General features: G+C 57.8%; 25 protein-coding genes and 3 tRNA genes. 16 read left to right on the top strand and 12 right to left on the bottom strand.

Features of this window, described 5'->3' with window-relative positions; translation table 11 throughout:
- The first annotated feature begins 10 nt into the window (after positions 1–10).
- The 5 genes from urtA to urtE all read left to right on the top strand — a co-directional run bounded on the left by urtA (position 11) and on the right by urtE (position 5,506).
- Positions 11–1,279 (top strand): urea ABC transporter substrate-binding protein, encoded by a 1,269-nt coding sequence (urtA, locus tag EGO56_RS16205; protein ID WP_135910593.1) that lies wholly within the window; start codon positions 11–13, stop codon positions 1,277–1,279.
- A 100-nt stretch (positions 1,280–1,379) separates the two neighbouring features.
- Positions 1,380–2,945, top strand: coding sequence for an urea ABC transporter permease subunit UrtB (urtB, locus tag EGO56_RS16210; RefSeq protein WP_135910171.1), 1,566 nt, complete (start codon positions 1,380–1,382; stop codon positions 2,943–2,945).
- Complete coding sequence (urtC, locus tag EGO56_RS16215; RefSeq protein WP_135910173.1) at positions 2,945–4,018, top strand: urea ABC transporter permease subunit UrtC; 1,074 nt, start codon at positions 2,945–2,947, stop codon at positions 4,016–4,018. The genes urtB and urtC overlap by 1 nt, the downstream gene beginning before the upstream one ends.
- Entirely contained in the window at positions 4,015–4,806 is a 792-nt protein-coding gene (gene urtD / locus EGO56_RS16220) for an urea ABC transporter ATP-binding protein UrtD (RefSeq protein ID WP_135910175.1), read from the top strand. The genes urtC and urtD overlap by 4 nt, the downstream gene beginning before the upstream one ends.
- A gap of 1 nt (position 4,807) precedes the next feature.
- Positions 4,808–5,506 (top strand): urea ABC transporter ATP-binding subunit UrtE, encoded by a 699-nt coding sequence (gene urtE, locus EGO56_RS16225; RefSeq protein ID WP_033731451.1) that lies wholly within the window; start codon positions 4,808–4,810, stop codon positions 5,504–5,506.
- A 7-nt stretch (positions 5,507–5,513) separates the two neighbouring features.
- Here the strand turns inward: urtE and EGO56_RS16230 are convergent, their stop codons facing one another.
- From EGO56_RS16230 to rbsK, 3 genes are read right to left on the bottom strand one after another with little or no spacing between them, the layout of a single operon-like run.
- Entirely contained in the window at positions 5,514–6,527 is a 1,014-nt protein-coding gene (locus EGO56_RS16230; RefSeq protein ID WP_135910177.1) for an aldose 1-epimerase family protein, read from the bottom strand.
- On the bottom strand, positions 6,524–7,849 hold the full coding sequence (gene fucP, locus EGO56_RS16235; RefSeq protein ID WP_135910179.1) for an L-fucose:H+ symporter permease: 1,326 nt from the start codon (positions 7,847–7,849) through the stop codon (positions 6,524–6,526). Before fucP ends, EGO56_RS16230 begins: the two co-directional genes overlap by 4 nt.
- 9 nt (positions 7,850–7,858) lie before the next feature.
- On the bottom strand, positions 7,859–8,776 hold the full coding sequence (gene rbsK, locus EGO56_RS16240) for a ribokinase (protein WP_135910181.1): 918 nt from the start codon (positions 8,774–8,776) through the stop codon (positions 7,859–7,861).
- A gap of 381 nt (positions 8,777–9,157) precedes the next feature.
- Here rbsK and deoR point away from each other — a divergent pair, with 381 nt between their 5' ends.
- A complete protein-coding gene (gene deoR / locus EGO56_RS16245; protein ID WP_135910594.1) occupies positions 9,158–9,922 on the top strand; it encodes a DNA-binding transcriptional repressor DeoR in 765 nt (254 codons plus the stop codon).
- A gap of 180 nt (positions 9,923–10,102) precedes the next feature.
- Positions 10,103–11,770, top strand: a complete 1,668-nt coding sequence (ettA, locus tag EGO56_RS16250; RefSeq protein ID WP_135910183.1) for an energy-dependent translational throttle protein EttA — start codon at positions 10,103–10,105, stop codon at positions 11,768–11,770.
- A 45-nt stretch (positions 11,771–11,815) separates the two neighbouring features.
- Here the strand turns inward: ettA and EGO56_RS16255 are convergent, their stop codons facing one another.
- A complete protein-coding gene (locus EGO56_RS16255) occupies positions 11,816–12,712 on the bottom strand; it encodes a LysR family transcriptional regulator (protein ID WP_135910184.1) in 897 nt (298 codons plus the stop codon).
- A 204-nt stretch (positions 12,713–12,916) separates the two neighbouring features.
- Here EGO56_RS16255 and EGO56_RS16260 point away from each other — a divergent pair, with 204 nt between their 5' ends.
- Entirely contained in the window at positions 12,917–13,918 is a 1,002-nt protein-coding gene (locus EGO56_RS16260) for a zinc-binding alcohol dehydrogenase family protein (RefSeq protein ID WP_013356689.1), read from the top strand.
- A gap of 45 nt (positions 13,919–13,963) precedes the next feature.
- On the opposite strand, the gene nadR is transcribed toward EGO56_RS16260, so the two are convergent.
- The 3 genes from nadR to serB form a co-directional block, all read right to left on the bottom strand.
- Complete coding sequence (nadR, locus tag EGO56_RS16265) at positions 13,964–15,205, bottom strand: multifunctional transcriptional regulator/nicotinamide-nucleotide adenylyltransferase/ribosylnicotinamide kinase NadR (RefSeq protein WP_135910186.1); 1,242 nt, start codon at positions 15,203–15,205, stop codon at positions 13,964–13,966.
- A gap of 71 nt (positions 15,206–15,276) precedes the next feature.
- Positions 15,277–16,659, bottom strand: a complete 1,383-nt coding sequence (radA, locus tag EGO56_RS16270; RefSeq protein WP_003854897.1) for a DNA repair protein RadA — start codon at positions 16,657–16,659, stop codon at positions 15,277–15,279.
- 13 nt (positions 16,660–16,672) lie between these two features.
- Positions 16,673–17,650 carry a phosphoserine phosphatase gene (gene serB / locus EGO56_RS16275; protein WP_095706237.1) on the bottom strand — a complete coding sequence of 326 codons (978 nt, stop codon included), beginning with the start codon at positions 17,648–17,650 and terminating at the stop codon, positions 16,673–16,675.
- Between the two features lie 107 nt (positions 17,651–17,757).
- On the opposite strand from serB, the gene EGO56_RS16280 reads away from it, so the two are divergent.
- Positions 17,758–18,408, top strand: coding sequence for a YtjB family periplasmic protein (locus EGO56_RS16280; protein WP_135910188.1), 651 nt, complete (start codon positions 17,758–17,760; stop codon positions 18,406–18,408).
- A gap of 405 nt (positions 18,409–18,813) precedes the next feature.
- Here EGO56_RS16280 and yjjG read toward each other — a convergent pair whose 3' ends face one another.
- From yjjG to EGO56_RS16295, 3 genes are read right to left on the bottom strand one after another with little or no spacing between them, the layout of a single operon-like run.
- Positions 18,814–19,494, bottom strand: coding sequence for a pyrimidine 5'-nucleotidase (yjjG, locus tag EGO56_RS16285; protein WP_135910190.1), 681 nt, complete (start codon positions 19,492–19,494; stop codon positions 18,814–18,816).
- An 18-nt stretch (positions 19,495–19,512) separates the two neighbouring features.
- Entirely contained in the window at positions 19,513–19,953 is a 441-nt protein-coding gene (gene rimI / locus EGO56_RS16290) for a ribosomal protein S18-alanine N-acetyltransferase (protein WP_013356684.1), read from the bottom strand.
- The gene (locus EGO56_RS16295; RefSeq protein ID WP_135910192.1) at positions 19,925–20,335 is read right to left on the bottom strand and encodes a DNA polymerase III subunit psi; all 411 of its coding nucleotides are present in this window, start codon (positions 20,333–20,335) and stop codon (positions 19,925–19,927) included. The genes rimI and EGO56_RS16295 overlap by 29 nt, the downstream gene beginning before the upstream one ends.
- Before the next feature lie 106 nt (positions 20,336–20,441).
- Here EGO56_RS16295 and rsmC point away from each other — a divergent pair, with 106 nt between their 5' ends.
- The 4 genes from rsmC to EGO56_RS16315 all read left to right on the top strand — a co-directional run bounded on the left by rsmC (position 20,442) and on the right by EGO56_RS16315 (position 21,943).
- Positions 20,442–21,473: a 16S rRNA (guanine(1207)-N(2))-methyltransferase RsmC gene (gene rsmC / locus EGO56_RS16300; RefSeq protein WP_033731428.1), complete on the top strand. Its 1,032-nt coding sequence runs from the start codon at positions 20,442–20,444 to the stop codon at positions 21,471–21,473.
- Positions 21,474–21,624: 151 nt separating this feature from the next.
- Positions 21,625–21,711: transfer RNA gene (locus tag EGO56_RS16305), tRNA-Leu, on the top strand.
- Positions 21,712–21,741: 30 nt separating this feature from the next.
- A tRNA-Leu gene (locus EGO56_RS16310) sits at positions 21,742–21,828 on the top strand.
- 28 nt (positions 21,829–21,856) lie between these two features.
- Positions 21,857–21,943 (top strand) — tRNA-Leu (locus EGO56_RS16315).
- A 146-nt stretch (positions 21,944–22,089) separates the two neighbouring features.
- Here EGO56_RS16315 and EGO56_RS16320 read toward each other — a convergent pair.
- A complete protein-coding gene (locus EGO56_RS16320; protein ID WP_033781777.1) occupies positions 22,090–22,374 on the bottom strand; it encodes a DUF1435 domain-containing protein in 285 nt (94 codons plus the stop codon).
- Positions 22,375–22,606: 232 nt separating this feature from the next.
- Here EGO56_RS16320 and EGO56_RS16325 point away from each other — a divergent pair, with 232 nt between their 5' ends.
- The 3 genes from EGO56_RS16325 to EGO56_RS16335 all read left to right on the top strand — a co-directional run bounded on the left by EGO56_RS16325 (position 22,607) and on the right by EGO56_RS16335 (position 25,242).
- Entirely contained in the window at positions 22,607–23,704 is a 1,098-nt protein-coding gene (locus tag EGO56_RS16325; protein WP_033781775.1) for a diguanylate cyclase, read from the top strand.
- Positions 23,705–23,888: 184 nt separating this feature from the next.
- Positions 23,889–24,683, top strand: a complete 795-nt coding sequence (fhuF, locus tag EGO56_RS16330; protein WP_135910194.1) for a siderophore-iron reductase FhuF — start codon at positions 23,889–23,891, stop codon at positions 24,681–24,683.
- Positions 24,684–24,777: 94 nt separating this feature from the next.
- Positions 24,778–25,242, top strand: coding sequence for a YbaK/EbsC family protein (locus tag EGO56_RS16335; protein WP_135910196.1), 465 nt, complete (start codon positions 24,778–24,780; stop codon positions 25,240–25,242).
- A gap of 149 nt (positions 25,243–25,391) precedes the next feature.
- On the opposite strand, the gene EGO56_RS16340 is transcribed toward EGO56_RS16335, so the two are convergent.
- Positions 25,392–26,378, bottom strand: a complete 987-nt coding sequence (locus EGO56_RS16340; protein WP_135910198.1) for a nucleoside hydrolase — start codon at positions 26,376–26,378, stop codon at positions 25,392–25,394.
- Between the last annotated feature and the right edge of the window lie 2 nt (positions 26,379–26,380).

Below are 26,380 nucleotides of genomic sequence, written 5' to 3' on the forward strand. Positions count from 1 at the left end.
GGTTTAAATGATGAAAAGACGTTCGTTGATCAAGGCTTTCGCGCTTTCCGCCACCGTTGTCAGTCTGGGTTTCGCCTGGAGTGCGCAGGCGGCTGACACCATTAAAGTGGGGATCATGCATTCGCTCTCCGGCACCATGGCGATTTCAGAAACGCCGCTGAAAGATGTGGCGCTGATGACCATTGATGAGATCAACGCCAAAGGCGGCGTGCTGGGGAAAAAGCTGGAGCCGGTGGTGGTCGATCCCGCCTCAAACTGGCCGCTGTTCGCCGAGAAAGCGCGGCAGCTGCTGACCCAGGATAAAGCGGCGGTGGTATTTGGCTGCTGGACCTCGGTGTCACGCAAATCGGTGCTGCCGGTGTTTGAAGAGCTGAACGGCCTGCTTTTCTATCCGGTGCAGTATGAAGGGGAAGAGATGTCACCCAACGTCTTCTACACCGGCGCGGCACCTAACCAGCAGGCGATTCCGGCGGTGGAGTACCTGATAAGCGAAGATGGCGGCAGCGCGAAACGCTTCTTCCTGCTGGGCACCGACTATGTCTATCCGCGCACCACCAATAAGATCCTGCGCGCCTTCCTGCACAGCAAAGGCGTGGCGGACAAAGATATCGAAGAGGTTTATACGCCTTTTGGTTACAGCGACTACCAGACCATTGTCTCCAACATCAAAAAATTCGCGGCAGGCGGTAAAACCGCGGTGGTCTCGACCATCAACGGCGACTCCAACGTACCGTTCTACAAAGAGCTGGCTAACCAGGGCATCAAAGCCACTGACATTCCGGTGGTCGCCTTCTCAGTGGGCGAAGAGGAGCTGCGCGGCATCGACACCAAACCGCTGGTGGGTCAGTTAGCCGCCTGGAACTATTTCGAGTCGATCGATAATCCGACCAACGCGAAATTCGTCGCCGATTATCGTGCCTACGCCAAAGCACACAACCTGCCGAACGCGGCTACCGTCGTGACCAACGACCCGATGGAAGCGACCTATGTCGGCATTCATATGTGGGCGCAGGCGGTGGAAAAAGCGGGCACGACGGACGTAGACAAGGTGCGCGCGGCAATGGCCGGTCAGACCTTCAACGCGCCGGATGGCTTTACCCTGACCATGGATCAGACCAACCATCATCTGCATAAGCCGGTCATGATTGGCGAAGTGGAAGAGAACGGCCAGTTCAGCGTGGTGTGGCAGACCGATAAGCCGGTGCGCGCGCAGCCGTGGAGCCCGTACATTGCCGGTAACAACAAGAAGCCCGATCACCCGGTGAAGACCGCGCAGTAAGCGCGCGTTGCTGATGAGAAAGCGTCACCCGCTGTGACGCGGCAGCACGGCAGCCACTTTTCAGGCTGCCGTGCTGACCTTCCCAAACGAGGCTCCTTTTATGAATTTATGTCGCTGCTTTTTCAGCCTGCTGCTGCTGGTCCCGCTGTTTGCCAGTGCCGGACCGGCGGCTGACTTTGCCGCTGCCAGCCGCAGTCAGCAGGCCACGCTGCTGCAACAGTGGGCCGCCGCGCCGGACAGCCATCGTCTGCCGCTGCTGGAAGCGCTGAAGGCCGAAACCGTGGTCATCGACCAGAACAAACAGCCATTCAGCCAGCAGGGTTCGACGCTGCAGCCGCTGGACGCTGTATCGCAGCCCACCGGCAACCTTAAAAAGCTGTTTATGAACAATCGCCTGCGCGTGCTGGTGAACAACGCGCTGGCTGCCCATCAGCTGGTGAGCAGCGATGCCACACTGCGTTTGCGCGCGGCGCAGCAGCTGCAGAATGACGGTTCTGCAGACCAGCTGCCGCTGCTGGAACAGCGTCTGGCCGCCGAAAAAGATAGCCGCGTTCACGCCGCATTAGCGCTGGCACTGGCGAACCTGCAACTGGCGGATGGCGAGCCGATGGTGCGCCTGCGGGCGGTGAAACTGCTGGGCGAGTCCAGCGATCCCAATACCCAGGCCAGCCTGCAACGCCTGACCCAGCCCGCGAATGAACCGGACGCCACGGTGCGGGCAGCCGCGACGGAGAGCCTGCAGCAGATTCAGAAACGGCTGATGTGGGGCGATCTGCTGGGGCAGGCCTTCAGCGGCCTGTCACTGGGCTCCATCCTGCTGCTGGCCGCGCTGGGCCTGGCGATCACCTATGGCCTGCTCGGCGTGATCAACATGGCGCACGGTGAAATGCTGATGCTCGGCGCGTACGCCACCTGGTGGGTACAGAGCCTGTTTCAGCAGTTTGCACCGGACTATTTAGCCTGGTATCCGCTGCTGGCGCTGCCGGTTGCCTTTATGGTCACCGCCGCCATCGGTATGGCGCTGGAGCGCACGGTGATCCGCCATCTCTATGGCCGTCCGCTGGAGACGCTGCTCGCGACCTGGGGCATCAGCCTGATGCTGATCCAGCTGGTGCGGGTGCTGTTCGGGGCGCAGAACCTGGAGGTGGCGAACCCGTCGTGGCTCTCCGGAGGCTTACAGCTGCTGCCTAATCTGGTGCTGCCGTGGAACCGCATCGCGGTAATCCTGTTTGTGGTGTTTGTGCTGGCGCTCACCTGGCTGCTGCTTAACCGGACCCGTCTTGGCATGAACGTGCGCGCCGTGACGCAGAACCGCGCCATGGCGGAGTGCTGCGGCGTGCCGACCGGTCGTGTCGATATGCTGGCGTTTGGCCTCGGCTCCGGCATTGCCGGGCTGGGCGGCGTGGCGCTGTCGCAGCTCAGTAACGTCGGACCGGAGCTGGGTCAGGGCTACATCATCGACTCGTTCCTGGTGGTGGTGCTGGGTGGCGTCGGCCAGCTGGCGGGCACCGTGGTTGCCGCGTTCAGCCTGGGGATTCTGAACAAAGTGCTGGAGCCGCAGATTGGCGCGGTGCTGGGTAAGATCCTGATTCTGGTGATTATCGTGCTGTTTATTCAGAAACGTCCGCAGGGCCTGTTTGCGGTTAAAGGAAGGGTGACTGACTGATGACGCAACCCATCACGCTCCGCGCGGTGCGCACTGCGCCGCGCCTGACGATCAGCATCGGTCTGGCGATCACCCTGGCGTTACTGGTGATGCCGTTTCTGGCGCTGCTGCCCGCCACGCATCCGCTGGCGATCTCTACCTATACCCTGACGCTGGTCGGCAAAATCCTCTGCTACGCGGTGGTCGCGGTGGCGCTGGATCTGGTGTGGGGCTACGCCGGATTGCTGTCGCTGGGTCACGGCCTGTTCTTTGCTCTGGGCGGATATGCCATGGGCATGTACCTGATGCGTCAGGCCGCCGGTGAGGGCTTGCCCGCCTTTATGTCCTTTCTCTCCTGGCGTGAGCTGCCCTGGTTCTGGACCGGCACTGAATATTTCGCCTGGGCGCTCTGTCTGAGCATGCTGGTGCCGGGCCTGCTGGCGCTGGTGTTTGGCTTCTTCGCTTTTCGCTCGAAGATCAAAGGCGTCTACTTCTCCATCATGACCCAGGCGCTGACCTACGCCGGGATGCTGCTGTTCTTCCGCAACGAAACCGGTTTTGGCGGCAACAACGGCTTTACCGGCTTTACCACCCTGCTCGGCTTTTCGGTGACCGCGACCGGCACGCGTGTCGGGCTGTTTATCGCCACCGTACTGCTGCTGCTGCTGAGTCTGGTCATCGGCTTCGCCCTGGCGCGCAGCAAGTTTGGCCGGGTGCTGACGGCAGTGCGGGACGCCGAAAACCGCCTGATGTTCTGTGGTTACGATCCACGCGGCTTCAAGCTGTTTGTCTGGACGCTCTCCGCCGTGCTGTGCGGTCTGGCCGGGGCGCTCTATGTGCCGCAGGTCGGCATTATCAATCCGGGGGAGATGTCACCGGCTAACTCGATAGAAGCGGCGATCTGGGTGGCGCTGGGCGGACGCGGCACGCTGATTGGCCCGCTGCTGGGCGCGGCGATTGTAAACGGCGCGCGCAGCTTCTTCACCGTCGCCTTCCCTGAATACTGGCTCTTCTTCCTGGGACTGATGTTTATCCTGGTGACACTGTTTCTGCCGCACGGCGTGATTGGCCTGCTGCGCCGGAGGAAAAAATGAGTGATGCCCTGTTTACCCAACCCCAGCTGGCGGATCGCCACCGGGTGCAGCGCGATCCGGTGCTGCAACTGGAGAAGATCAGCGTGTCGTTTGACGGCTTCCGGGCGCTGAACGATCTCTCGCTGCAGATCGGCGTCGGTGAGCTGCGCTGCGTGATCGGCCCCAATGGCGCGGGTAAAACCACGCTGATGGATGTGATCACCGGCAAAACCCGGCCAGACGCCGGTCGGGTGATCTACGACCAGGACAGCGATCTGACCCGTCTTTCACCCGTCGAGATCGCCCGCGCCGGCATTGGCCGTAAGTTCCAGAAGCCCACGGTGTTTGAGGCGTTAACCGTGTTCGAGAATCTGGAGATCGCGCTCACAGCCGATAAATCGGTGTGGGCCAGCCTGCGCGCCCGCCTTAGCGGCGAACAGCGCGATCGCATTGATGAGGTGCTGAAACTGCTGCGGCTGGGCGGCGAACGCCAGCGGCGCGCGGGTCTGCTGTCACACGGCCAGAAGCAGTTTCTGGAGATCGGCATGCTGCTGGTGCAGGAGCCGCATCTGCTGCTGCTGGATGAACCGGCGGCGGGCATGACCGACGCGGAGACGGACTACACCGCCGAGCTGTTCCGCAGCCTGGCGGGCAAGCATTCCCTGATGGTGGTGGAGCATGACATGGGCTTTGTCGAGACCATCGCCGATCATGTCACCGTGCTGCATCAGGGGCAGGTGCTGGCCGAGGGTTCGCTGCGCGAAGTTCAGGCTAATGAGCAGGTTATCGACGTTTATCTGGGGCGCTGAGATGTTACAGGTTACTGAACTGAATCAATATTATGGCGGCAGTCACATTCTGCGCGGCCTGTCGTTTGAGGTAAAGATTGGCGAAATTACCTGCCTGCTGGGGCGCAATGGCGTTGGGAAAACTACGCTGCTGAAGTGCCTGATGGGGCTGATCCCCGCGAAGTCGGGCGAGATCCAGTGGCAGCAGCAGCGGATGAATGGCCGCAAGCCACACCAGCGGGTGCAGGCGGGCATTGCCTACGTGCCGCAGGGGCGGGAAATCTTTCCGCGTCTGACGGTGGAAGAGAACCTGCTGATGGGTCTGTCGCGCTTTCCGGCAGCAGCGGCGCGTGAAGTGCCGGAGGAGATCTACCAGCTTTTTCCGGTGCTGCTGGCGATGAAGTCACGACGGGGCGGCGATCTCTCTGGCGGTCAGCAGCAGCAGCTGGCGATCGGCCGGGCACTGGCCTGTCGGCCACAGCTGCTGATCCTCGACGAGCCGACCGAAGGGATCCAGCCTTCGGTGATCAAAGAGATCGGCGCGGTGATCCGCCAGCTGGCGCAGCGCGGCGATATGGCGATCCTGCTGGTGGAGCAGTTTTATGACTTCGCGGCGGAGCTGGCGGACAGCTATCTGGTGATGTCGCGCGGGGAGATCGTGCAGCGTGGCCGCGGCGACACCATGGAAGCTGAGGGTGTGCGCGGCCTGGTGGCGATTTAAATCCGGCTCACAGCAAACCGGTTTCCACGGAGAAGTGCCGCTGTTCGCCGCTCGCCAGAGTGATCAGCGTGCCGGCCTGTTGCGCGGCAAGAAAACCCTCGGGCCGGCTGGTGGCGGGCAGAATGTAGGCCGCCACCTGCTGATCGTGGTTGTGCAGCAGCCAGCGGGTCGCGTGCGGGAACTGCGCGGTAGAGAAGCGCGTCATCAGCGCAAAGCCCTGCGGCGAGTGCAGCTCAAACTGCACGTCATCGCCATACTGCGGCAGATCGTCCGCGAAGAAGACGATCTCCGGATCGCAGAGTTGTGGCTGATCGAGCTGCTGTAACGCTTGTGGATCGCGCGATAAGCGATCCATGTACTCGCGCCAGGCGGGTGTGGGTTTAAGGTGCGCGGGGATCGAGCGTCGCAGCTGAAATGCTCCTTCGGGGATCGACTGCCGGAAGCGTCCCTGGTCGATCCACGCGCTGTTAAGGTGACACATATACTGCAACGGCATCGGTGCACCCGCCAGATTAGTCACCGTCATCTCAATCCTCAGACGGGGCCGATCGGCCTGAAGGCGGACGGCAGGGGCCGCAAGGTAGTGATGGCCGAAACCTTTGACATATTCACACTCCCCTTCCAGCGACAGCGTCTGATCGTCCAGTACCAGCCAGGCGCTGTCCATGCGGGCGCAGGCCATCTCACCATGCAGCGGATGATCGTCCTCTGGCGCCGGGCAGCCGTTAGCCAGCAGCCCCGAATGAAAGGCAAAACAGCCATAGGTGTCGATGATCGAACTGGCAGGCAGCGGCTGTTTAAAGCTGTGGCCCATGGTCAGGTTATGATCGTCAAACTGCACGTCCCAGATCATCTGCCCGAGAAACGGCAGCACGGTCACGCTGCCGCGCCGGTTATGAATGCGCACCGCCTCAATGCCCGCCGGGTAGCGAAACAGCTCAACCCGGAAGTCATCACTCTCCAGCAACACCCAGGGCGTGGCGTGAAACTGCTCACGCGCTAAGGGCAAACGGGTTTTCATGGTAACTCCTCCACCAGACGACCGGCCGCGACCGGCTGTTTTTTATGGCGCAGTTCGCCATAGAAGTAGAATCCGACCCAGGCAAAACAGAGCAGCGAGACGCCAAACGCCAGCTGCATTGACCCCAGCGTGTCAGACACCAGGCCCTGCAGCGCCGGAACAAAAGCCGCGCCGACAATCGCCATCACGATAAACGCGCCTGCCACTTCGGTATATTTATTATCGACTGTCGCCAGCGTACCGGCATAGATCGTTGCCCAGCAGGGGCCAAACAGCACGCTGACAAACACGGCGGCGTAGACGGCGGTAAAGTTCGGCACCAGCATCACATAGGCCAGCGTCAGCACACCCAGCACCGAATAGGCGATCAGCACTTTCTCGGCACGGAAACGGGTCATCAGAAAGTTCGCCACGAACTTGCCGATAAAGAAGCAGACGAAGCTGTAGATCATAAAGTTCGAAGCGTGACGTTCATTGGCCGCCCCCAGCGTCAGCGCCAGACGAATGGTAAATGACCAGACCGCCACCTGCATGCCGACATAGAGGAACTGGGTCACAATGCCCCGTTTAAAGTGACGATTAGCCGCCAGATAGCGGAAGGTTTCGCCCAGCGACGGCCGGGATTTCTCATTACTCTCTGGTTTACAGCGCGGATAGCGGGTGAACATAAACAGCAGCATCACCACCACCAGCACCATGACCAGATATTTGTAGGGCTCCAGCGTATGTTCCAGCATCGTCAGGCGGAAGGCATGCGCCTGCTCTGCCGTCATCGTCGCCATCTGACTTTCCAGGCTGTCGCCCTCCTGGAACACCAGATATTTACCCAGCACGATCCCCATCAGCGCACCAATCGGATAGAAGGTCTGGCTGACGTTGAGGCGCAGCGTGGCATGGTCGCGATGGCCAATCATCGAGCTGTAAGTATTGGCCGCAGTTTCCAGGAAGCTCAGGCCGATGGCGATGGCAAAGATCGCCGCCAGGAACATGGTGTAGGTCGCCATGTGCGAAGCGGGATAGAAGGCGATACAGCCAGCAATGTAGAGCGCCAGGCCGATCATAATCGCCATCTTGTAACTGGTTTTGCGGATCACCAGCGAGGCGGGGATCGCAATCAGAAAATAGCCGCCATAAAAGGCGCTCTGCACCAGCGCACTGGCAAAGTCGCTCAGGGCAAAGACGCTTTTAAACTGGGTGATCAGGATATCGTTGAGACTCGCCGCACAACCCCAGAGCGGAAAGAGGCATGACAGCAGAATGAACTGGAATAGCGGCGTTTTATTCAGATAGCCATCAGATTGCTGAACAATTTTCTGTTGCATAGCAGAGCCTCAGTTACGGTTGAGAAAACGCTGGAATTGCGCGGCGTCGGGATAAGCGCACTGCGTGCCGCGTCCGGTGACGCTGCAGGCGGCATAAGCCGAAGCCTGAGTCATGGCGGTGACCACATCGCCGGTTTTCACCAGCAGATACGCGAAGCAGCCGATAAAGGCATCGCCCGCGCCGCTGGTATCGACCGCCTGAACCGGTATTGCGGCCACGCGATGCACCTCGTCGGCACTCATCCAGACCGAACCCCGGCTGCCCAGCGTGATGATTAGATTTTTAAGGCCGCGCTTCAGCAGCGACTGCCCGGCCAGGATCACCTCTTCATCGGTGCTGACCGGCAGGCCGGTGAGGATCTCCAGCTCGGTTTCGTTCGGCATGAAGAAGTCGCATTTGCAGGCGTAGTGAATATCCAGCGTGGCAACGGCGGGTGCCGGATTGAGGATCACCCTGATCTGATGCTGCCGGGCAAAATCGATGGCGTAATAGACCGTCTCCAGCGGGATCTCCAGCTGCAGGATGATCAGCGCACAGGCTTTCAGCGCCTCTGCCGCGTCGTCGATATCGGCCGGTTTCAGCTGCTGGTTGGCACCTTTGATAATCAGAATGCGGTTCTGCGATTGATCATCGACAAAAATCGGTGCCACGCCGCTGGAGGTGCCTGCTGCGGTAGTGACAAAGCGCGTGTCCACGCCCTGCTGCTGTAAATTGGCTACGGTGTTGGGAGCAAAGAGGTCGTCGCCGACCTTGCTGACCATCATCACGTTGCCGCCCATTTTCGCGGCCGCGACCGCCTGGTTAGCGCCTTTACCGCCGCAGCCAATGGCAAAGTCGGGCGCTTCAAGGGTTTCACCCGCTTTCGGCAGGCTGTTGGTGTAGGTAATCAGATCGACCATGTTTGAGCCGATGACCGCAATTGTCATGAACATTTCTCCCGGATGTTTTTCACATTTAAAATGTTATTAAAGTAACAATAACCTTTCTTAAAGGTTAAATATGTGACAAAAACCACATCCTGAAGCGGCGAATAATGCCGGAATACGGCATGAGCGGGGATTTAAAATGTTACTATTATAACAAGATCACATCATGGAGCGTGGCGACTGAGAGGCGTGATCGCCTGCAGGGAAGGTCCGTTATCACCGTACGGCGGAGGTTTGCGGCCCTTACAGATTGCAGGTAAGATTGACTGCCAGCCTGGCGGATGAGACGCAACTCATTCAAATCTGTGAGGTTTGTAGCGTATCGACGTCGATTATGACGTCCCTTCTCCGCACTGCAGGATAGGTAACAGAGAGATGACCATGCAAACCCGGCGCGACGAACGCATTCACAAGCTGACGCAGGCGCTGAAACGCACCGACAAACTGCATCTGAAAGATGCGGCCCAGCTGCTGGGTGTCTCAGAGATGACGGTTCGCCGTGATTTAACCGAGCCGGGTTCCAGCGTGGTCCTGCTGGGCGGTTACATTGTCAGCGATCCGAAAAGTCATGCCGGCCACTATTTTGTCAGCGATCAGCATGGGCAGAATGCCGCCAGAAAGCAGCGGCTGGCGCAGGCGGCGGCCAGCCTGATCGGTGAAAACGATACGGTCTTCTTTGACTGCGGCACCACCCTGCCCTATATCGTTGATGCCATTCCTGACACGCTGTCGTTTACCGCTATCTGCTGCGCCATGAATACCTTTCTGACCCTGAAAGAGAAACCGGCCTGCAACGTCATCCTCAGCGGCGGTGAATTTCATGCCGACAATGCGCTGTTTACGCCGATTGGCGTGCATACCATCCTGGACGATCTCTGTCCGACGCTGGCCTTTATCTCTGCCGCGGGCATCGACAAAGATCAGGGGGCGACCTGCTACAACACCAATGAGCTGATGATGAAACATCACGCCATGCTGCGCGCCCGTAAGTCGGTGCTGGTGGCGGACAGCAGTAAATATGGCAAAGTGCTGCCCGCCCGCATCGCCGAGCTGCAGCGCTTTGATCTGCTGGTGAGTGATAGCGCGCCCGATCAGGCATTACAAAACTGGCTGGCACAGCAGGCGATACCGCTGCGCCTGCCCTGAGGCCTGCCCCGGCACTATCGTCAGCGATTGAGCGCGGAAATCAGTCAGTTATCCCGCATGCTGCCCGGCATCACATCCTGCAGGGCATTATTCGCCGCCCCCCGGCTGGGATTAGACGGTGAAAAAGGCTAAACTTCGACATCATTCCAACGACCAACAGACCCAGAGGCTCAAACCAACGTGGCTCAATTCGTCTATAGCATGCATCGCGTCGGCAAAGTGGTTCCGCCGAAGCGTCATATTCTGAAAAACATCTCCCTCAGCTTCTTCCCTGGCGCAAAAATCGGCGTACTCGGTCTGAACGGTGCGGGTAAATCTACCCTGCTGCGCATCATGGCTGGCATCGATAAAGATATCGAAGGGGAAGCGCGTCCGCAGCCAGGCATCAAGATTGGCTACCTGCCGCAGGAGCCGCAGCTTAACCTTGACCACACCGTGCGTGAGTCGGTTGAAGAAGCGCTGTCAGAAGTGGTTGGCGCACTGAAACGTCTCGACGAAGTCTATGCGCTCTATGCCGAAGAGGGTGCAGATTTCGACAAGCTGGCCGCTGAGCAGGGCCGTCTGGAAGAGATCATCCAGGCACACGATGGTCACAACCTGAATACCCAGCTGGAGCGTGCTGCCGATGCGCTGCGCCTGCCGGACTGGGACGCAAAAATTGCCACCCTTTCCGGTGGTGAACGTCGTCGCGTCGCCCTGTGCCGCCTGCTGCTGGAAAAACCAGACATGCTGCTGCTGGATGAGCCAACGAACCACCTGGACGCCGAATCTGTCGCCTGGCTGGAGCGCTTCCTGCATGACTTCGAAGGCACCGTCGTGGCGATTACGCATGACCGTTACTTCCTGGATAACGTGGCAGGCTGGATTCTGGAACTTGACCGCGGTGAAGGTATTCCGTGGGAAGGCAACTACTCCTCCTGGCTGGAGCAGAAAGATGCGCGTCTGGCGCAGGAAGCCTCTTCTGAAGCCGCTCGTCGTAAGTCGATTGAGAAAGAGCTGGAGTGGGTTCGTAAAGGACCAAAAGGCCAGCAGTCGAAAGGCAAAGCCCGTCTGGCACGCTTTGAAGAGCTGAATAACACCGACTACCAGAAGCGTAACGAAACCAACGAACTGTTCATTCCGCCAGGTGCCCGTCTGGGTGACAAAGTGCTGGAAGTCAGCAATCTGCGTAAGTCCTATGGCGACCGTGTGCTGATTGACGATCTCTCGTTCTCCGTGCCAAAAGGCGCGATTGTCGGGATTATCGGTCCGAACGGTGCGGGTAAATCAACCCTGTTCCGCATGATGTCCGGTCAGGAACAGCCTGATTCCGGCAGCATCGTGCTGGGTGAGACCGTTAAGCTGGCCTCCGTCGATCAGTTCCGCGACAGCATGGACAATTCCAAAACCGTGTGGGAAGAAGTTTCCGGCGGTCAGGACATCATGCGTATCGGCAACACCGAGATGCCAAGCCGCGCCTATGTCGGCCGCTTTAACTTTAAAGGCGTCGATCAGGGCAAACGCGTGGGCGAACTCTCCGGTGGTGAGCGTGGTCGTCTGCACCTCGCAAAACTGCTGCAGGTTGGCGGCAACATGCTGCTGCTCGATGAACCAACAAACGACCTGGACATCGAAACCCTGCGCGCGCTGGAAAACGCCCTGCTGGAGTTCCCGGGCTGTGCGATGGTGATCTCGCATGACCGCTGGTTCCTGGACCGTATCGCGACGCACATTCTGGATTATCAGGATGAAGGCAACATCGAATTCTTCGAAGGTAACTTTACCGAATATGAAGAGTACAAGAAGCGTACCCTCGGCGCCGACGCGCTGGAGCCGAAGCGCATCAAGTACAAACGTATGACGAAGTAATTGACTAAACGGGCGGCAGCGATGCCGCCCTTTTTTATCGCCGTATCAGCGATAAAACTCCCTGAACACAGGTGACTGCAGCGCAAACTCAATAAAGCGCGCCAGCGCGGGTGAGTTCAGCTTCCGACCCGGATAGACCAGCCAAAGCTCATTCCCCTCAATCTCCCATTCCGGCAGCACCGGCACCAGCCGGGGATCCGCCATCGCCCCGTCCGTCAGAAAGTGCGGCAGCAGCGTAATGCCCGCATCGCCCAGCGCCGATTCACGCGCATAGAGTAAATTGTCGGTGAGATGACCCGGCGGCAGCAGCCAGCGGTAGAACTCGTCGTCACGCTGCAAAACCCATTCATTCCAGGCGCGGTGCGCAATACAGCGGTGAGCCGACAGCTGCTGTGGATGCAGCAGCGGCGGGTGCTGGTTAAGATAGTGCTGTGATGCCACCAGCAGCCGCGGGCAGTTGCCAATCCGTCGGCCAATCAGTGAAGACTCCTGCGGCTGACCGGTGCGCAGCGCCACATCAAAACCCTCCTGCACCAGATCGCGCATCTCATCGGAGATCGAAACATCCAGCGTCACATCCGGATAGAGACGTAAAAACTCTGCATTACAGCGCGCCAGCAGCGTAGCGCCAATCCCTGCCGGGCTGGTGATGCGCAGACGCCCGCTGGGGTTTTCCCTCAGGCTGGCAATCGCCTGATCGGCGCGTTCACTGGCCTGCATCATCTCCTGGCAGTGCAGCAGATAGCGTTCACCGGCAAAGGTCAGGTTGAGCTGGCGGGTGGTGCGGTTCAGTAACCGGATCCCCAGCCGCTGCTCCAGCTGGCTGATGCGCTGACTGACGCTCGATTTGGGCAAACCTGCACGTTCCGCCGCGCCGGTAAAGCTGCCGCACTCCGCCACCAGCGCAAACAGCGCCATATCCTGCCACTGACGAAACGCCATTGTTCACCTCAGACGAACACTCTATGAAAGATTGTCCATCTTATCACTGCTAAAACCAGGTTCTACACTTAAAGCCTGTTCCGAATCATTACAGCAGTCTGCCACGAACAGCGTGGCTCAGCCCCTGCGAGTGTGAGCACTCTTCAGGGCCAGAATAGTAACCACACAATCCAGGCTCCTGGCCTGACTCAACAGGAAAACGTTATGTCTATTCGCGCTATCGCAGTAAACCCGGAAAATCCTGAACACTTCACTGAAATTTTCCCTGAAACCCCAGCGCCAGGTGAGTATGACCTGCGCGTTGAAGTCAAAGCCGCGTCGGTCAATCCGGTTGATACCAAGGTGCACAAAGGGGCGAAGAAGAACGGCTTACAGCAGCCACGCATTCTCGGCTGGGATGCCAGCGGCGTCGTGCTGGAAGTGGGCAGCTCAGTCAGCAACTTTAAGCCTGGCGATGAAGTCTTCTATGCGGGCGACCTGACCCGTCCTGGCAGTAACAGCACCGAGCAGCTGGTTGACTCACGCATCACCGGTCACAAGCCAGAGAGCCTGGACTGGGCGCAGTCGGCCGCGATCCCGCTGACGGCCCTGACCGCCTGGGAAGGCCTGTTTGAACGACTGAATCTTGAGACAGCATCAGAAGATCAGACGCTGCTGATCGTCGGCGGCGCAGGCGGTGTCGGATCGCTGGCGATCCCACTGGCGAAGCTGCGCAGCAAGGTGAAGATCATTGCGACCGCCTCGCGTGAAGATTCCGCCCAGTGGTGCCGCGATCGCGGTGCCGATCTGGTGATCAACTACAAAGATATGATCGGTGAGCTGGAGAAACAGGGCATCAAGCAGGTCGATTATATCTTCTGCCTGAATGACACCGACGGTCACTGGGAAACCATGGCGAAGCTGATCGCGCCACAAGGCCATATCTGCACTATCGTGGAAAACGAACATCCGCTGTCGATGGACCAGCTGAAGCTGAAGAGTGCGGCACTGCACTTCGAGCTGATGTATACCCGCAGCATGTTTAACACGCCGGATATGGCGCGTCAGGGCGAGATTCTGGATGCGGTATCGGCATTGCTGGACGAAGGGAAGCTGCAAACCACGCTGAGCGAAACGCTGCACGGCTTGAGCGTTGAGACCTTAACTGCCGCCCACCAGCGCGTGCTGGAAGGCCATATGCGCGGCAAAGTGGTGATGGTCTATTAATGTGCTGACCCGGCTGCCAGGCGGCAGACCGGGCCAATGCATGCGTTACGGCTGGGCGTTTTTCTCGCCCAGCATCGCTTTCACCAGTTCAATGCAGCGCAGGAAGCGGGTGTCATAATCATCTTCCTTCACGTGCAGGAATTCGATGTTGTTTTCCCGCAGCATCGTGACCAGCATCGACTGAAACTCCCGTCGATCCACTGAACTGCCCAGGCTGCGCAAGCCATCCGCGACCCAGGGCACATTGTTCTCCAGCAGGATCACCAGATCAAAACGATATTCATCGATCAGCGCCTGCACAAAGGGATGTTCACGCCCTTCATACTTGAGACAAAATGCCTGTGTGGTGACAAAGTCGGTGTCGATAAACGCCACTTTATTGGCATATTTAACGGCGAAATCGATGTACTGCGCCTGGCCCAGCGCGATCTTGTCGTAATCGGAATATTGCAGCGCCATTTCATCACCGCCCAGATGGGAAAAGACATAATCGCGGCCATATTCCCAGGCACTGGTGGTATTGAAGATGTTGGCGAGTTTATTCACCAGCGTCGATTTACCGCTCGACTCTCCGCCAAGGATCGCCACGGTGCGCACAAAGAACGGTTTCACTTCCGTGGGAATGTAATCCCAAAAGCGGAACGGATCCTGACGAATCTGCGCGCCGCTGATGCTCATAAAGGATCGGCTGGGATCGACCAGCACGGTCTGGATGCCCAGGTGCTGCTGGTACATCTCCGCATCGGGCGCTTCGCTGGTGTAGATGCAGTCTGGCGCAATGCCGTGCTCACTGAGAAACGCGCTGACGCCTTGACTCCAGACATCCCAGCCGTGCGGATAGGGTTCGATCCCCTCTTCATCAAAGGCGTGAATGCGGATATTTTTCTGATACTTAAAGGTCTGCAGCAGCCAGCGCAGGCGATCGCTGACCGTCGGCTGCTGTGACATCGCACTGTTCTCAAACAGCTCGCGGTCGCGCGGCTCGTCATAACCCATAATGATATGCAGCTCATCCACCTGGCTACAGGCGCGCTGAATCAGATAGATATGGCCGGTATGCAGCGGATAAAACTTACCAAAGACCACGCCCACCGTTTTATCGCGGCGCGGAAACTCCAGGCCCAGAAAGCGGTGCAGCGCCTCCAGCTTTTGCGCGCTGGGGCTTTTAATTTTGGCATTGAGCAACTGACTCAGATAGCCTTTGGTCATGCCGCTGGCATCAGCGACCTGTTGCAGCGTATGGCCCTGTTGGCGGATAGCCGTTTTCAGATAATCAAACGACGACATGTCGTGCCTCCTGCATCAATGCGGTTAAGGTGGGAGCAGCCAGCCCGCGACGCAGGCTGGCCGCAGGCGCGTTACAGATCGTCCAGAATCGCCAGCGCATCGGCCAGCTTCTTCGCGCTGAAAACCTGCATCCCGGCAATCGGTTTTTTCGGTGCATTCCCCGCCGGTACAATGGCGCGTTTGAAGCCATGCTTCGCTGCTTCAGAGATGCGCTCCTGACCGCTGGGCACCGGACGGATCTCACCGGCCAGTCCTACTTCGCCGAAGATCACCAGATCCTGCGGCAATGGGCGATCGCGCAGGCTCGACACCATCGACAGCATCAGCGCCAGATCCGCACTGGTTTCGGTGACCTTAACGCCACCAACCACGTTCACGAACACATCCTGGTCCGCCATCTGCAATCCGCCGTGGCGGTGTAAAACGGCGAGCAGAATCGCCAGACGGTTCTGTTCCAGACCCACCGCCACGCGGCGCGGATTGCCCATCATCGAATGATCGACCAGCGCCTGAATCTCCACCAGCAGCGGACGCGTTCCCTCCCACAGCACCATGACCGAACTGCCCGAGGTGACCTCTTCGCCACGCGACAGGAAGATAGCGGATGGATTGCTGACTTCACGCATGCCCTGCTCGGTCATGGCAAATACACCCAGCTCATTCACCGCGCCGAAGCGGTTTTTATGGCTGCGCAGCGTGCGGAAGCGGGAATCGGCATCGCCATCCAGCAGCACCGAACAGTCGATGCAGTGCTCCAGCACCTTCGGCCCGGCCAGCGAGCCATCTTTGGTGACGTGACCGACCATGATGATCGCCACGCCGCGCGTTTTGGCGAAGCGCGTCAGGTAAGCGGCGGTTTCCCGTACCTGAGCCACGCTGCCCGGCGATGACTGGATCTCCGCCATGTGCATCACCTGGATCGAGTCGATCACCATCAGTTGCGGCTGCTCCTGCTCGGCGATCAGGCAGATCTGCTCAATGCTGGTTTCAGACAGCATATTTACATTTTCGGTGGGTAATCCCAGACGATGGGCACGCATTGCCACCTGTTGCAGTGACTCTTCACCGGTGACGTACAGGGTTTTCATCCCTTCTGACAACCGGCACATCACCTGCAGCAGCAGCGTGGATTTGCCCGCGCCCGGACTGCCGCCAATCAGAATAGCACTGCCCGGCACGACGCCGCCGCCCAGCACCCGGTCAAACTCTTTAAAGCTGGTCGAGAAGCGCGGTAACGCCTCCAGGCTGATTTCAGAGAGCTTCTGCACCCGGCTGGTGCCGGCACTACCGGCATAGCCACTCAGGCGCTCGTTACGCGCAGCGGCGGGCGAGGCGGCGATGCGCACCTCGGTGATGGTGTTCCAGGCGTGACAGGCGCTGCATTGCCCCTGCCAGCGTGGGTAATCTGCGCCGCATTCATTACAGACAAATGCGCGTTTTGCCGCTTTGGCCAAATCAATACCTCTGTTAACGCTCTTCGTGGATCAGGCTGCCGGTAAGGATGCAGAACACACCCATTAAATCGGCATGGCGAATGGTGACCGCAGTCTGTTCATTCACCTTAGGTTTAGCATGGAACGCAATGCCCAGTGCTGAGGCTTTGATCATCAGCAGGTCATTGGCTCCATCGCCGATCGCCACCGTCTGTTCCGGCGCAATGTCAAAACGCTGCGCCAGCTTCTTCAGGGTATCGGCTTTATACTGTGCGTCGACAACCGGACCCAGCACGTTGCCGGTCAGCTTGCCGTCGCGAATTTCGAGTTCATTGGCCACCACCGCCGACAGATGCAGCTTGTCGCGCAGGTAGTCGGCGTAGTAGGTAAAGCCGCCGGACGCGATGGCAACCTGCCAGCCCAGCGCCTGCAGTTTCTGCGTCAGCGTCGTTAAGCCTGGCATCAGCGGCAGCGCATCACGCACCTGTTTGAGAATATTGGCGTCAGCGCCCTGCAGCGTAGCAACGCGCTGACGCAGGCTGGCGGTGAAGTCGAGTTCGCCGCGCATTGCGCGTTCCGTCACTTCCGCGACCTGCTCGCCGCAGCCCGCCAGTTTAGCGATCTCGTCGATGCATTCGATCTGAATCGCGGTCGAGTCCATATCCATGACCAGCAAGCCCGGCGTTTTGAGATGCGGGATTTTGCCCAGCGGCGCTACGTCCAGCCCGGCGTCGTGCGCCAGCTTGCTGGCAAACGGCGTCAGCGATCCCGCCAGGCGAATCACCTGATACTCATCGACGTTCCAGGCGCTGACGATCACCATCGCCGCACCCAGCTGGTGCTGGTAATCGGTCAGCCGTTGCTTATCCAGCCCGCGGCCATACAGCAGCCAGCCGGTGCGGCCAGCGCGATAATCCAGCGGCATCACTTCATCACCGCTAAGAGAAAGGGGCAAACCCGGCCAGAGGGAGACATCGGCGGGAAGATCGCACCAGGTTAAACGATTTGGCATCAGAGCTCCTGTAGGGACAACAAAACCACGCAAGAGGCTACCTTGTCGGCGCCGCTTCTGGCAACATAATCTCCAGGCTTTCTGTTGTGATATGACCCGGATGATTAATGGCTAAAACCGCACTGAAATTTCGCTTACATCGTACCGTGATCGTTCTTATCTCGATGGCGCTGCTGGTCGTGCTGATGCAGGGCGCTTCCTGGTTCAGTCTCGGCCATCAGACGGCGCGTTCTGAGCAGGTCGAGGAGCTGGCGCATACGCTGACCAGCCAGGTGGCGTTCAGCCTTGAGCCGTTGATGGACAACAGTGAAAATAACCGGAATCAGATAGAAGCCATTCTTAATCAGATGACGGCGAACAGCCGTATTCTGGATGCGTCCGTGTATGACGGCGACGGCAGCCTGGTGGCGCACAGCGGTGAAAACATCAATGTCCGCGACCGGCTGGCGCTCGACGGCAAGCGCGCGGGCAGCTATTTCAACCACCAGATTGTGCAGCCGCTGGCCGGAAACGATGGCCCGCTGGGCTTTCTGCGCGTCACGCTGGATACCCACGTGCTGGTCACCGACTCACATCAGGTCGATAACACCACCAATATTCTGCGTCTGATGATGCTGCTGGCACTGGCGATCGGCATTATTCTCTCCCGCACTCTGCTGCGCCACCGCCGCACCCGCTGGCAGCAGTCGCCGTTTCTGCTTACCGCCAGCACCCCGGTGAAAGAGGACCGGGATGAGGACGACGAGAAGAAAGAGTAGCGCGCCTGCGCTGCGGTAAAGATAAAACGAGAAAGGCCCGCACAGCGGGCCTTTTTTATACTGCTCAAAAAACAAAATCCGGGTTTGTATGACTGCAATGAATAAGCTGAATGCGCAGGGAACACGGGCAGAGGAGGAAAGCGTCCCGCCGCCCGGAAAAAAACGCCGGGAGCGTTTTTGAACAACGCAACGCGTTGGCCCGGTTACGGGCGCACCTCAGGGATGAGGGGCGTAATCGCGCGGGCCGAGCGGCCAGGGATGGTTTAAGCGACTTTCCGATCTGACCGTGTTTCCTTCGCAGACTCGGTCTTACCGCTGGCCCGGACTGAGTTTGTCAAAAATGGAAAAGGCCCGCTGTGCGGGCCTTTTTTATGAGAAAGTTGCGGATTTGCGAGGCAGCTTCCATCAGCCGATCAACAACGTTTCCAGTTCACCCAGCGATTTGACCTGCCAGGTTGGTCTGATGTGTTCCGGCAACGGCCGGGTGCCATGATCGAGCCAGCAGGTTTTCACACCAGCATTCATGCCGCCCAGAATGTCTGACTCTGGCGTATCACCCACCATCAGCACCCGCTGACGATCCGGATTGCCCATCAACTCCAGTGCATAATCAAAGATCTCTGCCGCCGGTTTTGGCACGCCGACCTGCTCAGAGATCACCAGCGCCGAGAAGTAATCACGGAAACCGGTGCGCTCAAGACGCGTCTGCTGCAGCGCGGTAAAGCCGTTGGTGATAATGCCCATCTTTACCCGGCCATGCAGCTGGTTCATCAGACTGACCGCACCCGGCAGCGGCGTGCAGATCTCCCCCATTGCGGTGAGAAAGCCGCTGTTAAGGATCTCTGGCGCAACGCTGAGCTTTTCGCTCCAGTGGTTAAAACGCTGAGTCTGCAGCTGTAACGCTGAAATGGTGCCGTTCTGATAATCGACCCACAGCGGCTTGTTGATCGCCTGATAATCGCTGTAATCCTGGTCGGTGAACTGCACGTCATAACCCGCGAAAAGGCGCTGTAAACCGGCATAGGCATCGAAATGAAAAAGGGTATCGTCCGCATCAAACAGAATGCAATCCCAGTTATCTAACATTAAAACTCCTTAACACCACTACGGCGTCAGGGCCATGAGAATGGCATCTTCACGGCCGCTGGCGGTGGGATAATAATTGGGGCGACGACTGACCTGGTTAAATCCAAGCTGCTCATAGAGCGCGATGGCGGGCAGGTTCGAGGCCCGCACTTCCAGCCACAGCGTCAGCACGTCGCGTTTGATCAGTTCATCGATCAGATGCTGCAACAGCTGGCGGCCCAGTCCCCGGCGCTGAAAGGCGGGATCGACCGCGATGTTAAACAGTGAGGCTTCGTCCAGCACCACCTGGGTAATGGCAAAAGCGGCCATTTTGCCGTCGACATCGAGACGTAAATTGATAAAGCGCTCGCCCTGATTGCTGGCAAACGTCTTTTCACTCCAGGGAAACGCGTGACTACGACACTCAATGGCGTAGGCCTGCGCCAGATCGTCAGGGGTGAGTAAAGAGATGGCTGTCATGGTTACACATCTGTTGCCAGAGCGCGCGTTTGGCGACGCCGCTACTGATCAGTTCATTGAAAGAGGCGCTGGTTAAAGCCACGCCATTAAAAGGCTGTTCGCTCTCTACGCCGAGCAGCCAGCCCGCGCAGTTCAGCGTCTCCGGCAGCATTTGCAGCTGATCCAGCGTCACGGTCATCACCTGAGCGGGTTGCAGGTTGAGAACATGCAGCACGTCGCGCATCAGCGGTTCATGCAGACCGGGCGGCGCGTCAGCGACAATAATTAACTGCGTGTCCGGTGCCAGCGTGACGGCAATTTCGCCCTGAAGCACGCGCGGGCGGCGCAGCTGGTACTGTGTAATTCCCATTTGCTGTAAAAGCCAGTCGCGCCTGGACGTCATGGTGTTACCTGTTCTGCTGCCTGAATGCGACGCTATGCTAGCAAACCCATCGAACATGCGCCAACAAACCACTATAATCCCCGCTCAGATCTTACAGGAGCCCTACATGTCTGCTTTAACCCCGGCCAGCGAAGTCATTCTGCGCCACAGTGATGAATTTACCGCCCGCCATGTTTTATTTGCTGGCGATCTGCAGGATGACCTGCCCGCTCAGCTGGAAACCGCCTCGTCGCGCGTTCACACCCAGCAATATCATCACTGGCAAAACCTGAGCCGCCGTATGGGCGAACAGGCGCGTTACGGCATGGTTGCGCAGGCAGAAGATGTGCAGGGCTGCGATACCCTGGTCTATTTCTGGACCAAGAATAAGCCGGAAGTGCAGTTCCAGCTGCAGAACCTGCTCTCTCTGCTGCCGGTCGGCTGTGACGTATTCGTTGTCGGTGAAAACCGCAGCGGCGTGCGCAGTGCCGAAGGTATGGTGGAATCGTGGGTGAAACTGGAAAAAATCGACAGCGCGCGTCGCTGTGGTCTCTACCACGGTCGCCTGGACAAACAGCCTGAGTTTGATGCCAGCAGCTTTGGTCATCAGTATCAGCTGGATGGCCTGACGATTCATACCCTGCCTGGCGTCTTCAGCCGTGACGGCCTGGACAGCGGCAGTGCCCTGCTGCTCTCGACCTTTACCCCGCACACCAAAGGTAAAGTGCTGGATATGGGCTGTGGCGCAGGCGTGATTGCTGCCTCTCTGCCGGCCCGTTCGCCTAAAGTGCGTCTGTGGCTGTGCGACGTGCACGCGGCTGCGATTGAAGCGAGTAAATTGACGCTGGCCGCCAATGGCATCGAGGGCGAAGTCTTCGCCAGCAACGTCTTCTCTGACGTGACGGGTCGTTTCGACATGATTATCTCGAATCCGCCGTTCCATGAAGGTACCCAGACCAGCCTCGACGCCGCCCAAGCGCTGATCCGTGGCGCAGTGAAACACCTGAACACCGGCGGCGAGTTGCGTATTGTGGCGAACACCTTCCTGCCCTACCCGCAGGCGCTGGATGAAGCCTTCGGCAGTCATGAAGTCATCGCACAGACCGGTCGTTTTAAAGTTTATCGCGCTGTTTACGGTCGCGGAGCCAAAACGCGCTAAGCGCTTTTCCCGGCGTTAATGGCGTTGCCGGGCTGAAAACGTTGCTTTTTACAGCGATCGTTTCAGCCCGACGAAATAGTTGTTGACGCAAAGAGTAAAATCTCTAGAATGCGCCTCCGTGGTTGTAACATTCTCAGGGTGTTACGGGTATGCGAAGGTGGCGGAATTGGTAGACGCGCTAGCTTCAGGTGTTAGTGTCCTAACGGACGTGAGGGTTCAAGTCCCTCTCTTCGCACCAAAATCACATGTTTCATATCGCGAGCACTGCGCGAAGGTGGCGGAATTGGTAGACGCGCTAGCTTCAGGTGTTAGTGTCTTAACGGACGTGAGGGTTCAAGTCCCTCTCTTCGCACCATTGCGGTGATATGAACAGACAACTCGATGCGAAGGTGGCGGAATTGGTAGACGCGCTAGCTTCAGGTGTTAGTGTCTTAACGGACGTGAGGGTTCAAGTCCCTCTCTTCGCACCAACGTTGTCATCCTCTGTTTTCCCCGTAATGCCCTTCTGCTTCCCTTGCAGTATCGTTTTATCCCCTGCTCAATTTAGTTTTTCAGCTCGGTTTCGCTCATCTGGTCGCTTCACGCTGTAAGACGATTTTCAGCCGCTCCGCCTTGATTAACTCAGATGAAAATTCACAGAGATAGCCGCCAGGCCACCCGCTAATGCCAGGCAGGATGGCAACAGCAGATAGTGTCGCAGACGCTGATTAAACAGCATCACGACAGTCAGCAGCAGCGCTACGGTCATTACCATCCGCCACTGACTGAAGCTCGGTTCCCATAAGGCGAACAGCGGCAGTGCGATGCAGGGCAGCAATACGCCCCACGCGCTATCCAGTTTTTTACCCAATGCCCAGCTGACTCCCCACAGGCCGCAGGCCGCAATAATCGCTATCCCCATGACGCAAACCTCAAATGATAAGCATTCCCATTATCATATAGCAGTTCTAATGCCCTTGCAGCCTGTTTTTGTCACGTCCGGCAACGAAGATGACAGACCAGTTGGAAAATGCTAGATTGCGGCCGATAATACTTTTAATAACAGCAACAGCAATAATTTGCTCACTCTCTGGCAGAATCTTTTTTTTGCCGGCTTGCGCTTTGGTATTTCAGGGCCGTCACGAGTATTTATAATGAAATTACAATCATATGAAGAACTGAAGCAGAGTAAATACCGGCTTTCAGTGATGCTTTTTCTCTTTTTAAATATCGCCGTTTCGCTATTTTATCTGCTGCCTGTAATGAGCAATGAGACCAATGACGCGACCCTGCCGGTAATTTGTGTCGCTGCGTTTAGCGGTATCATGCTAATTACCTATTTAATATGGCCCAGACTAAAACTTCCCCTGTTAAATCCTGTTGCACTTCTGCTGGGCATACTCTGGGCCTGGCACATTAATTATCGCTTTCATCAGGTGTTCTATTTTGATGGTGGCTTTCTTATTATCAGTTTGATCAGTGTGTTATTTATCAGTGCTATCGCCCTGAGCGATTATCTGGGTGCATTTTGTCTGCACGTCGCGCCGCCGGTCTTCACCGTATTACTGCTCGACAATGGACAGCATCTGCCGCTGATCCTGCTGACCATCATTCTGCCTCTGATCGGTTTCTCCCTGCAGCATCTGATGCGCCGCCGTGCCGACAACTTTACCCTGCGCCTGATGCATCAGCTCTACGAAGAGAAAGAGACATTCAGCGACCTCAGCATGCTCGATCCGCTGACCGGACTTTATAACCGCCGCGGCCTGAAGAACCGGCTCGATAATATTCTGGAAAACCACGCCGGCAGCCACTACGTGCTGCTGCTGGATATCGACCACTTCAAGGCCTACAACGATAATTATGGGCATGCGATGGGCGATCAGGCGCTGGCGCGGGTCTCTGTCGCGATTCGTGATGCGGTGCGTTCGCGCGATGTCGTCACCCGCTACGGCGGCGAAGAGTTTCTGGTGCTGATGACCAATGTGAACAGTTCCATCGCCATGAAGCTGGCAGAGCGAATCCGCCAGTATGTGCTGGATTTAGAAATCCCTCACCTTTTCAATGAGACCGTTTCCACCCACGTGACTATCAGTGCGGGCATCGCGCCCATTTATGATAATGAGTTCGATCTGGCGGTCGCCAATGCGGATAGCGCGTTATATGTGGCTAAAAATCAGGGTCGCAATACCATTCTCGCCTGGGAAGATTTGCCCCGACAGCAGCCTCAGACCTCCAGCGAACATGCCTGAGTAAGCATAACGCGGTCGTTGCTGACCGGAACAGTGGCGAGCGATGTGCTGCTCTGTCTGGCCTGATGACCGCTCTCAACCCCCGCCGTTTTCCCGCCAGCAGCGACGATTTTTTACACGACTTGTAGAGTTAATCAATAACGATTATCATTTGCTTTCTTATCTACACTTTCTGCGAGTCGTCATGGCAACTGCTTCAGCTCAGGAACAGCGTTTTAGCGCTCAGTCGATGATCTTCCGGCAGAATGACCGCCCGCTGGCGGAAAGTCTGCATGAGCGGCTGCAGCAACAGCGCAGCTATCTGCTTGAATCAACGAAGTTCAGCCAGTCTGCTCCGCGCGATACGCTGACGCTTGCCGCCTGGTCGGAATCAGAGGCCTTTGCCCCGCTCATCCAGCGCTATAGCGATTATCTCTATCGCGATCATCCTGATGCCGTTCGCGAAGCGAAACCGGTGCTGTCACTCTGGGCACAGTGGTATTTTGGCCTGCTGCTGCCTCCGCTCATCATGGCGTTGTTGCAGGAGTCACGTGCGCTGGACTGCTCGCCTGAGCATATTCGCGTCGGATTTCACGAGAATGGCCATCCGGCCACGTTCTGGATCGATGTGCAGGAAGATGAAGAAGCGCGCTATCTTAATTCCCTGCAGCGCATTGATCGGTTGATTCAGCAGCATCTGATCCCGGTGGTCAGGGGTATTACGCAGCATGGTGATATCAACGCCCGACTCATCTGGAACAACATGGGCTACTCATTCCAGTGGTTCCTGGGTGAGCTGAAAAGCCAGATCGATGAGGCGCTGATCCTGCAACTGGAGCAGGCGCTGTTCTTCAACCAGCGGCTGCTGGATGGCAGCGAAAACCCACTCTACCGCACCATGATCCCGCGTAACGGCGAACTGGTCCGTCGCAGCTGCTGTCAGCGTTATCGCATCCCTGATGTCGAACAATGCGGCAACTGCACCCTGAGCGGCAGCTAAACAGACTTAATTACAGCGAATTCTCCGTTTATCTCGTTTACAGGCACTGAGGCTTGTGGCAATTTTTACGCCTTCGATCAGCCTGGAGAGAAAGATGAGTCTGGAGTCCGTGCGCCAGTTCTTTGCCGAACACGCCCCTGAAATTGAAATTATTGAGCTGGCAGAAAGCACTGCAACGGTCGGGATGGCTGCACGCGCCCATGGCGTGACGCCAGGAGAGATTGCCAAGACCCTGTCACTGAAAGTGAAAAACGACGCGGTGCTGATTGTGACACGCGGCGATGCCCGACTGGATAATCGCAAGCTGAAAGCGGCTCTGGGCGCGAAAGCGCGGATGCTGAGCGTCGACGAGGTGATTAACTGGACCGGCCACCCGGTGGGCGGCGTCTGTCCGTTCGGTCTGGAGAATCCGCTGACCGTCTACTGTGATGTTTCACTGCGCAGCTTTGAAGAAGTCCTGCCCGCCGCTGGCGCTATCCACAGCGCCGTCCGCATCTCGCCACAGCAGATGGCTGAACTGACTAACGCCCGCTGGATCGACGTGTGCGAAGCGATTTAACGCTTTGCATCGGCTCACAAACCCTGCATTTCTGCCTGCGCCCGAATGCTGCTGACAACCTGACAGATTTTATCAGCCGGTGATAATCACCGCCCCATCATGGCAGTTAATCACGCGCAGTAAGCGGGCGCAGTTAATCGCCCATGACTTCAGGATGTCAGGCGCTTAAATGCCTGTTCGATGATCGACAACAGCAGCGTGTTATCGACGCTATGCAGCACATGCACCGATGCGCCGCAGTGATCTGGCACACCAACAGTGAGCCGAAGCGGCTGACGATAACGCCAGCTTTTGCCACGCGTCGCTCCGGGACGCAGTTCGATATCAACCCGATAATCGATGCCCGAGGCGACTCGCTGATTCAGCAACCAGGCGACCACCAGCGCATCGTGGATCCAGCACCCCGCCAGCTGACGGGTTTCCATTGAATAGTCGATCCACGGGCGCAGCGTGTCGCGCACAAATTCGGTCAGCGGATGATCGGCCGCGGTGAGACGTGTCAGATCCTGCTGGGTCAGCAGCGTCTGCGTGGTGACATCCATCGGCACCAGTGTTACCGCAGCACCGCTGTGCAACACCTGATGCGCCGCCTCGGGATCCAGACCAAAATTTGTGTCTTTGATGTAGTCATCCAGCGAGAAGACGCCGCCCATGATTACAATTTCCGCCACCGATTCTGCCATGGCGGGATAGCGCTGCATCGCCAGCGCCACATTCGTCAGCGGGCCAATTGCCACCAGCGTAATCTCGCCCGGATTGTCGCAAATCAGTTTGCCGATAGCGTCAGCCGCATCAAACGCATCCGCCGCAATATCGGCTGGCTGACGCACATCCTGCCAGAGTGTTCCCAGCGCAAGCTGATTGACCCGGTTATCCAGCGTCTCGCGCCACGGCGCAGGATCTTCCTGTAACGCCTGCGTCGCGCCCTGTACGACCGGGATAGATAATCCCAGCCGGACGATCAGATCTTTGGCAACGCGTGCACCCACGTCACATGGCGTGTTACCCGCTACGGTGGTGATCAATTCCAGCGACAGGGCTGGTGAAGCTAAGGCCAGCGCAATCGCCAGCCCATCATCGGTGTTGGCACCCGCGATACCATTGCCGGGATCGCAATCAATAATGATTCTTTTCATAT

The organism is Pantoea vagans (assembly GCF_004792415.1).
GTDB lineage: Bacteria > Pseudomonadota > Gammaproteobacteria > Enterobacterales > Enterobacteriaceae > Pantoea > Pantoea vagans.

Excerpts from the sequence above, each read along its gene's own strand:
- EGO56_RS16280 (WP_135910188.1), top strand. The coding sequence starts at position 17,758 with ATGGCTAAAACCGCACTGAAATTTCGCTTACATCGTACCGTGATCGTT.
- EGO56_RS16295 (WP_135910192.1), bottom strand. The coding sequence starts at position 20,335 with ATGACGTCCAGGCGCGACTGGCTTTTACAGCAAATGGGAATTACACAG.
- serB (WP_095706237.1), bottom strand. The coding sequence starts at position 17,650 with ATGCCAAATCGTTTAACCTGGTGCGATCTTCCCGCCGATGTCTCCCTC.
- fhuF (WP_135910194.1), top strand. The coding sequence starts at position 23,889 with ATGGCAACTGCTTCAGCTCAGGAACAGCGTTTTAGCGCTCAGTCGATG.
- rbsK (WP_135910181.1), bottom strand. The coding sequence starts at position 8,776 with ATGACAATTGCGGTCATCGGCTCAAACATGGTCGATCTGATTACCTAC.
- EGO56_RS16230 (WP_135910177.1), bottom strand. The coding sequence starts at position 6,527 with ATGAAAACCCGTTTGCCCTTAGCGCGTGAGCAGTTTCACGCCACGCCC.
- EGO56_RS16340 (WP_135910198.1), bottom strand. The coding sequence starts at position 26,378 with ATGAAAAGAATCATTATTGATTGCGATCCCGGCAATGGTATCGCGGGT.
- EGO56_RS16325 (WP_033781775.1), top strand. The coding sequence starts at position 22,607 with ATGAAATTACAATCATATGAAGAACTGAAGCAGAGTAAATACCGGCTT.
- fucP (WP_135910179.1), bottom strand. The coding sequence starts at position 7,849 with ATGCAACAGAAAATTGTTCAGCAATCTGATGGCTATCTGAATAAAACG.
- EGO56_RS16255 (WP_135910184.1), bottom strand. The coding sequence starts at position 12,712 with ATGGCGTTTCGTCAGTGGCAGGATATGGCGCTGTTTGCGCTGGTGGCG.
- urtD (WP_135910175.1), top strand. The coding sequence starts at position 4,015 with ATGAGTGATGCCCTGTTTACCCAACCCCAGCTGGCGGATCGCCACCGG.
- urtE (WP_033731451.1), top strand. The coding sequence starts at position 4,808 with ATGTTACAGGTTACTGAACTGAATCAATATTATGGCGGCAGTCACATT.
- EGO56_RS16320 (WP_033781777.1), bottom strand. The coding sequence starts at position 22,374 with ATGGGGATAGCGATTATTGCGGCCTGCGGCCTGTGGGGAGTCAGCTGG.
- EGO56_RS16335 (WP_135910196.1), top strand. The coding sequence starts at position 24,778 with ATGAGTCTGGAGTCCGTGCGCCAGTTCTTTGCCGAACACGCCCCTGAA.
- rsmC (WP_033731428.1), top strand. The coding sequence starts at position 20,442 with ATGTCTGCTTTAACCCCGGCCAGCGAAGTCATTCTGCGCCACAGTGAT.
- deoR (WP_135910594.1), top strand. The coding sequence starts at position 9,158 with ATGCAAACCCGGCGCGACGAACGCATTCACAAGCTGACGCAGGCGCTG.
- urtB (WP_135910171.1), top strand. The coding sequence starts at position 1,380 with ATGAATTTATGTCGCTGCTTTTTCAGCCTGCTGCTGCTGGTCCCGCTG.
- nadR (WP_135910186.1), bottom strand. The coding sequence starts at position 15,205 with ATGTCGTCGTTTGATTATCTGAAAACGGCTATCCGCCAACAGGGCCAT.
- urtA (WP_135910593.1), top strand. The coding sequence starts at position 11 with ATGAAAAGACGTTCGTTGATCAAGGCTTTCGCGCTTTCCGCCACCGTT.
- urtC (WP_135910173.1), top strand. The coding sequence starts at position 2,945 with ATGACGCAACCCATCACGCTCCGCGCGGTGCGCACTGCGCCGCGCCTG.
- EGO56_RS16260 (WP_013356689.1), top strand. The coding sequence starts at position 12,917 with ATGTCTATTCGCGCTATCGCAGTAAACCCGGAAAATCCTGAACACTTC.
- rimI (WP_013356684.1), bottom strand. The coding sequence starts at position 19,953 with ATGACAGCCATCTCTTTACTCACCCCTGACGATCTGGCGCAGGCCTAC.
- yjjG (WP_135910190.1), bottom strand. The coding sequence starts at position 19,494 with ATGTTAGATAACTGGGATTGCATTCTGTTTGATGCGGACGATACCCTT.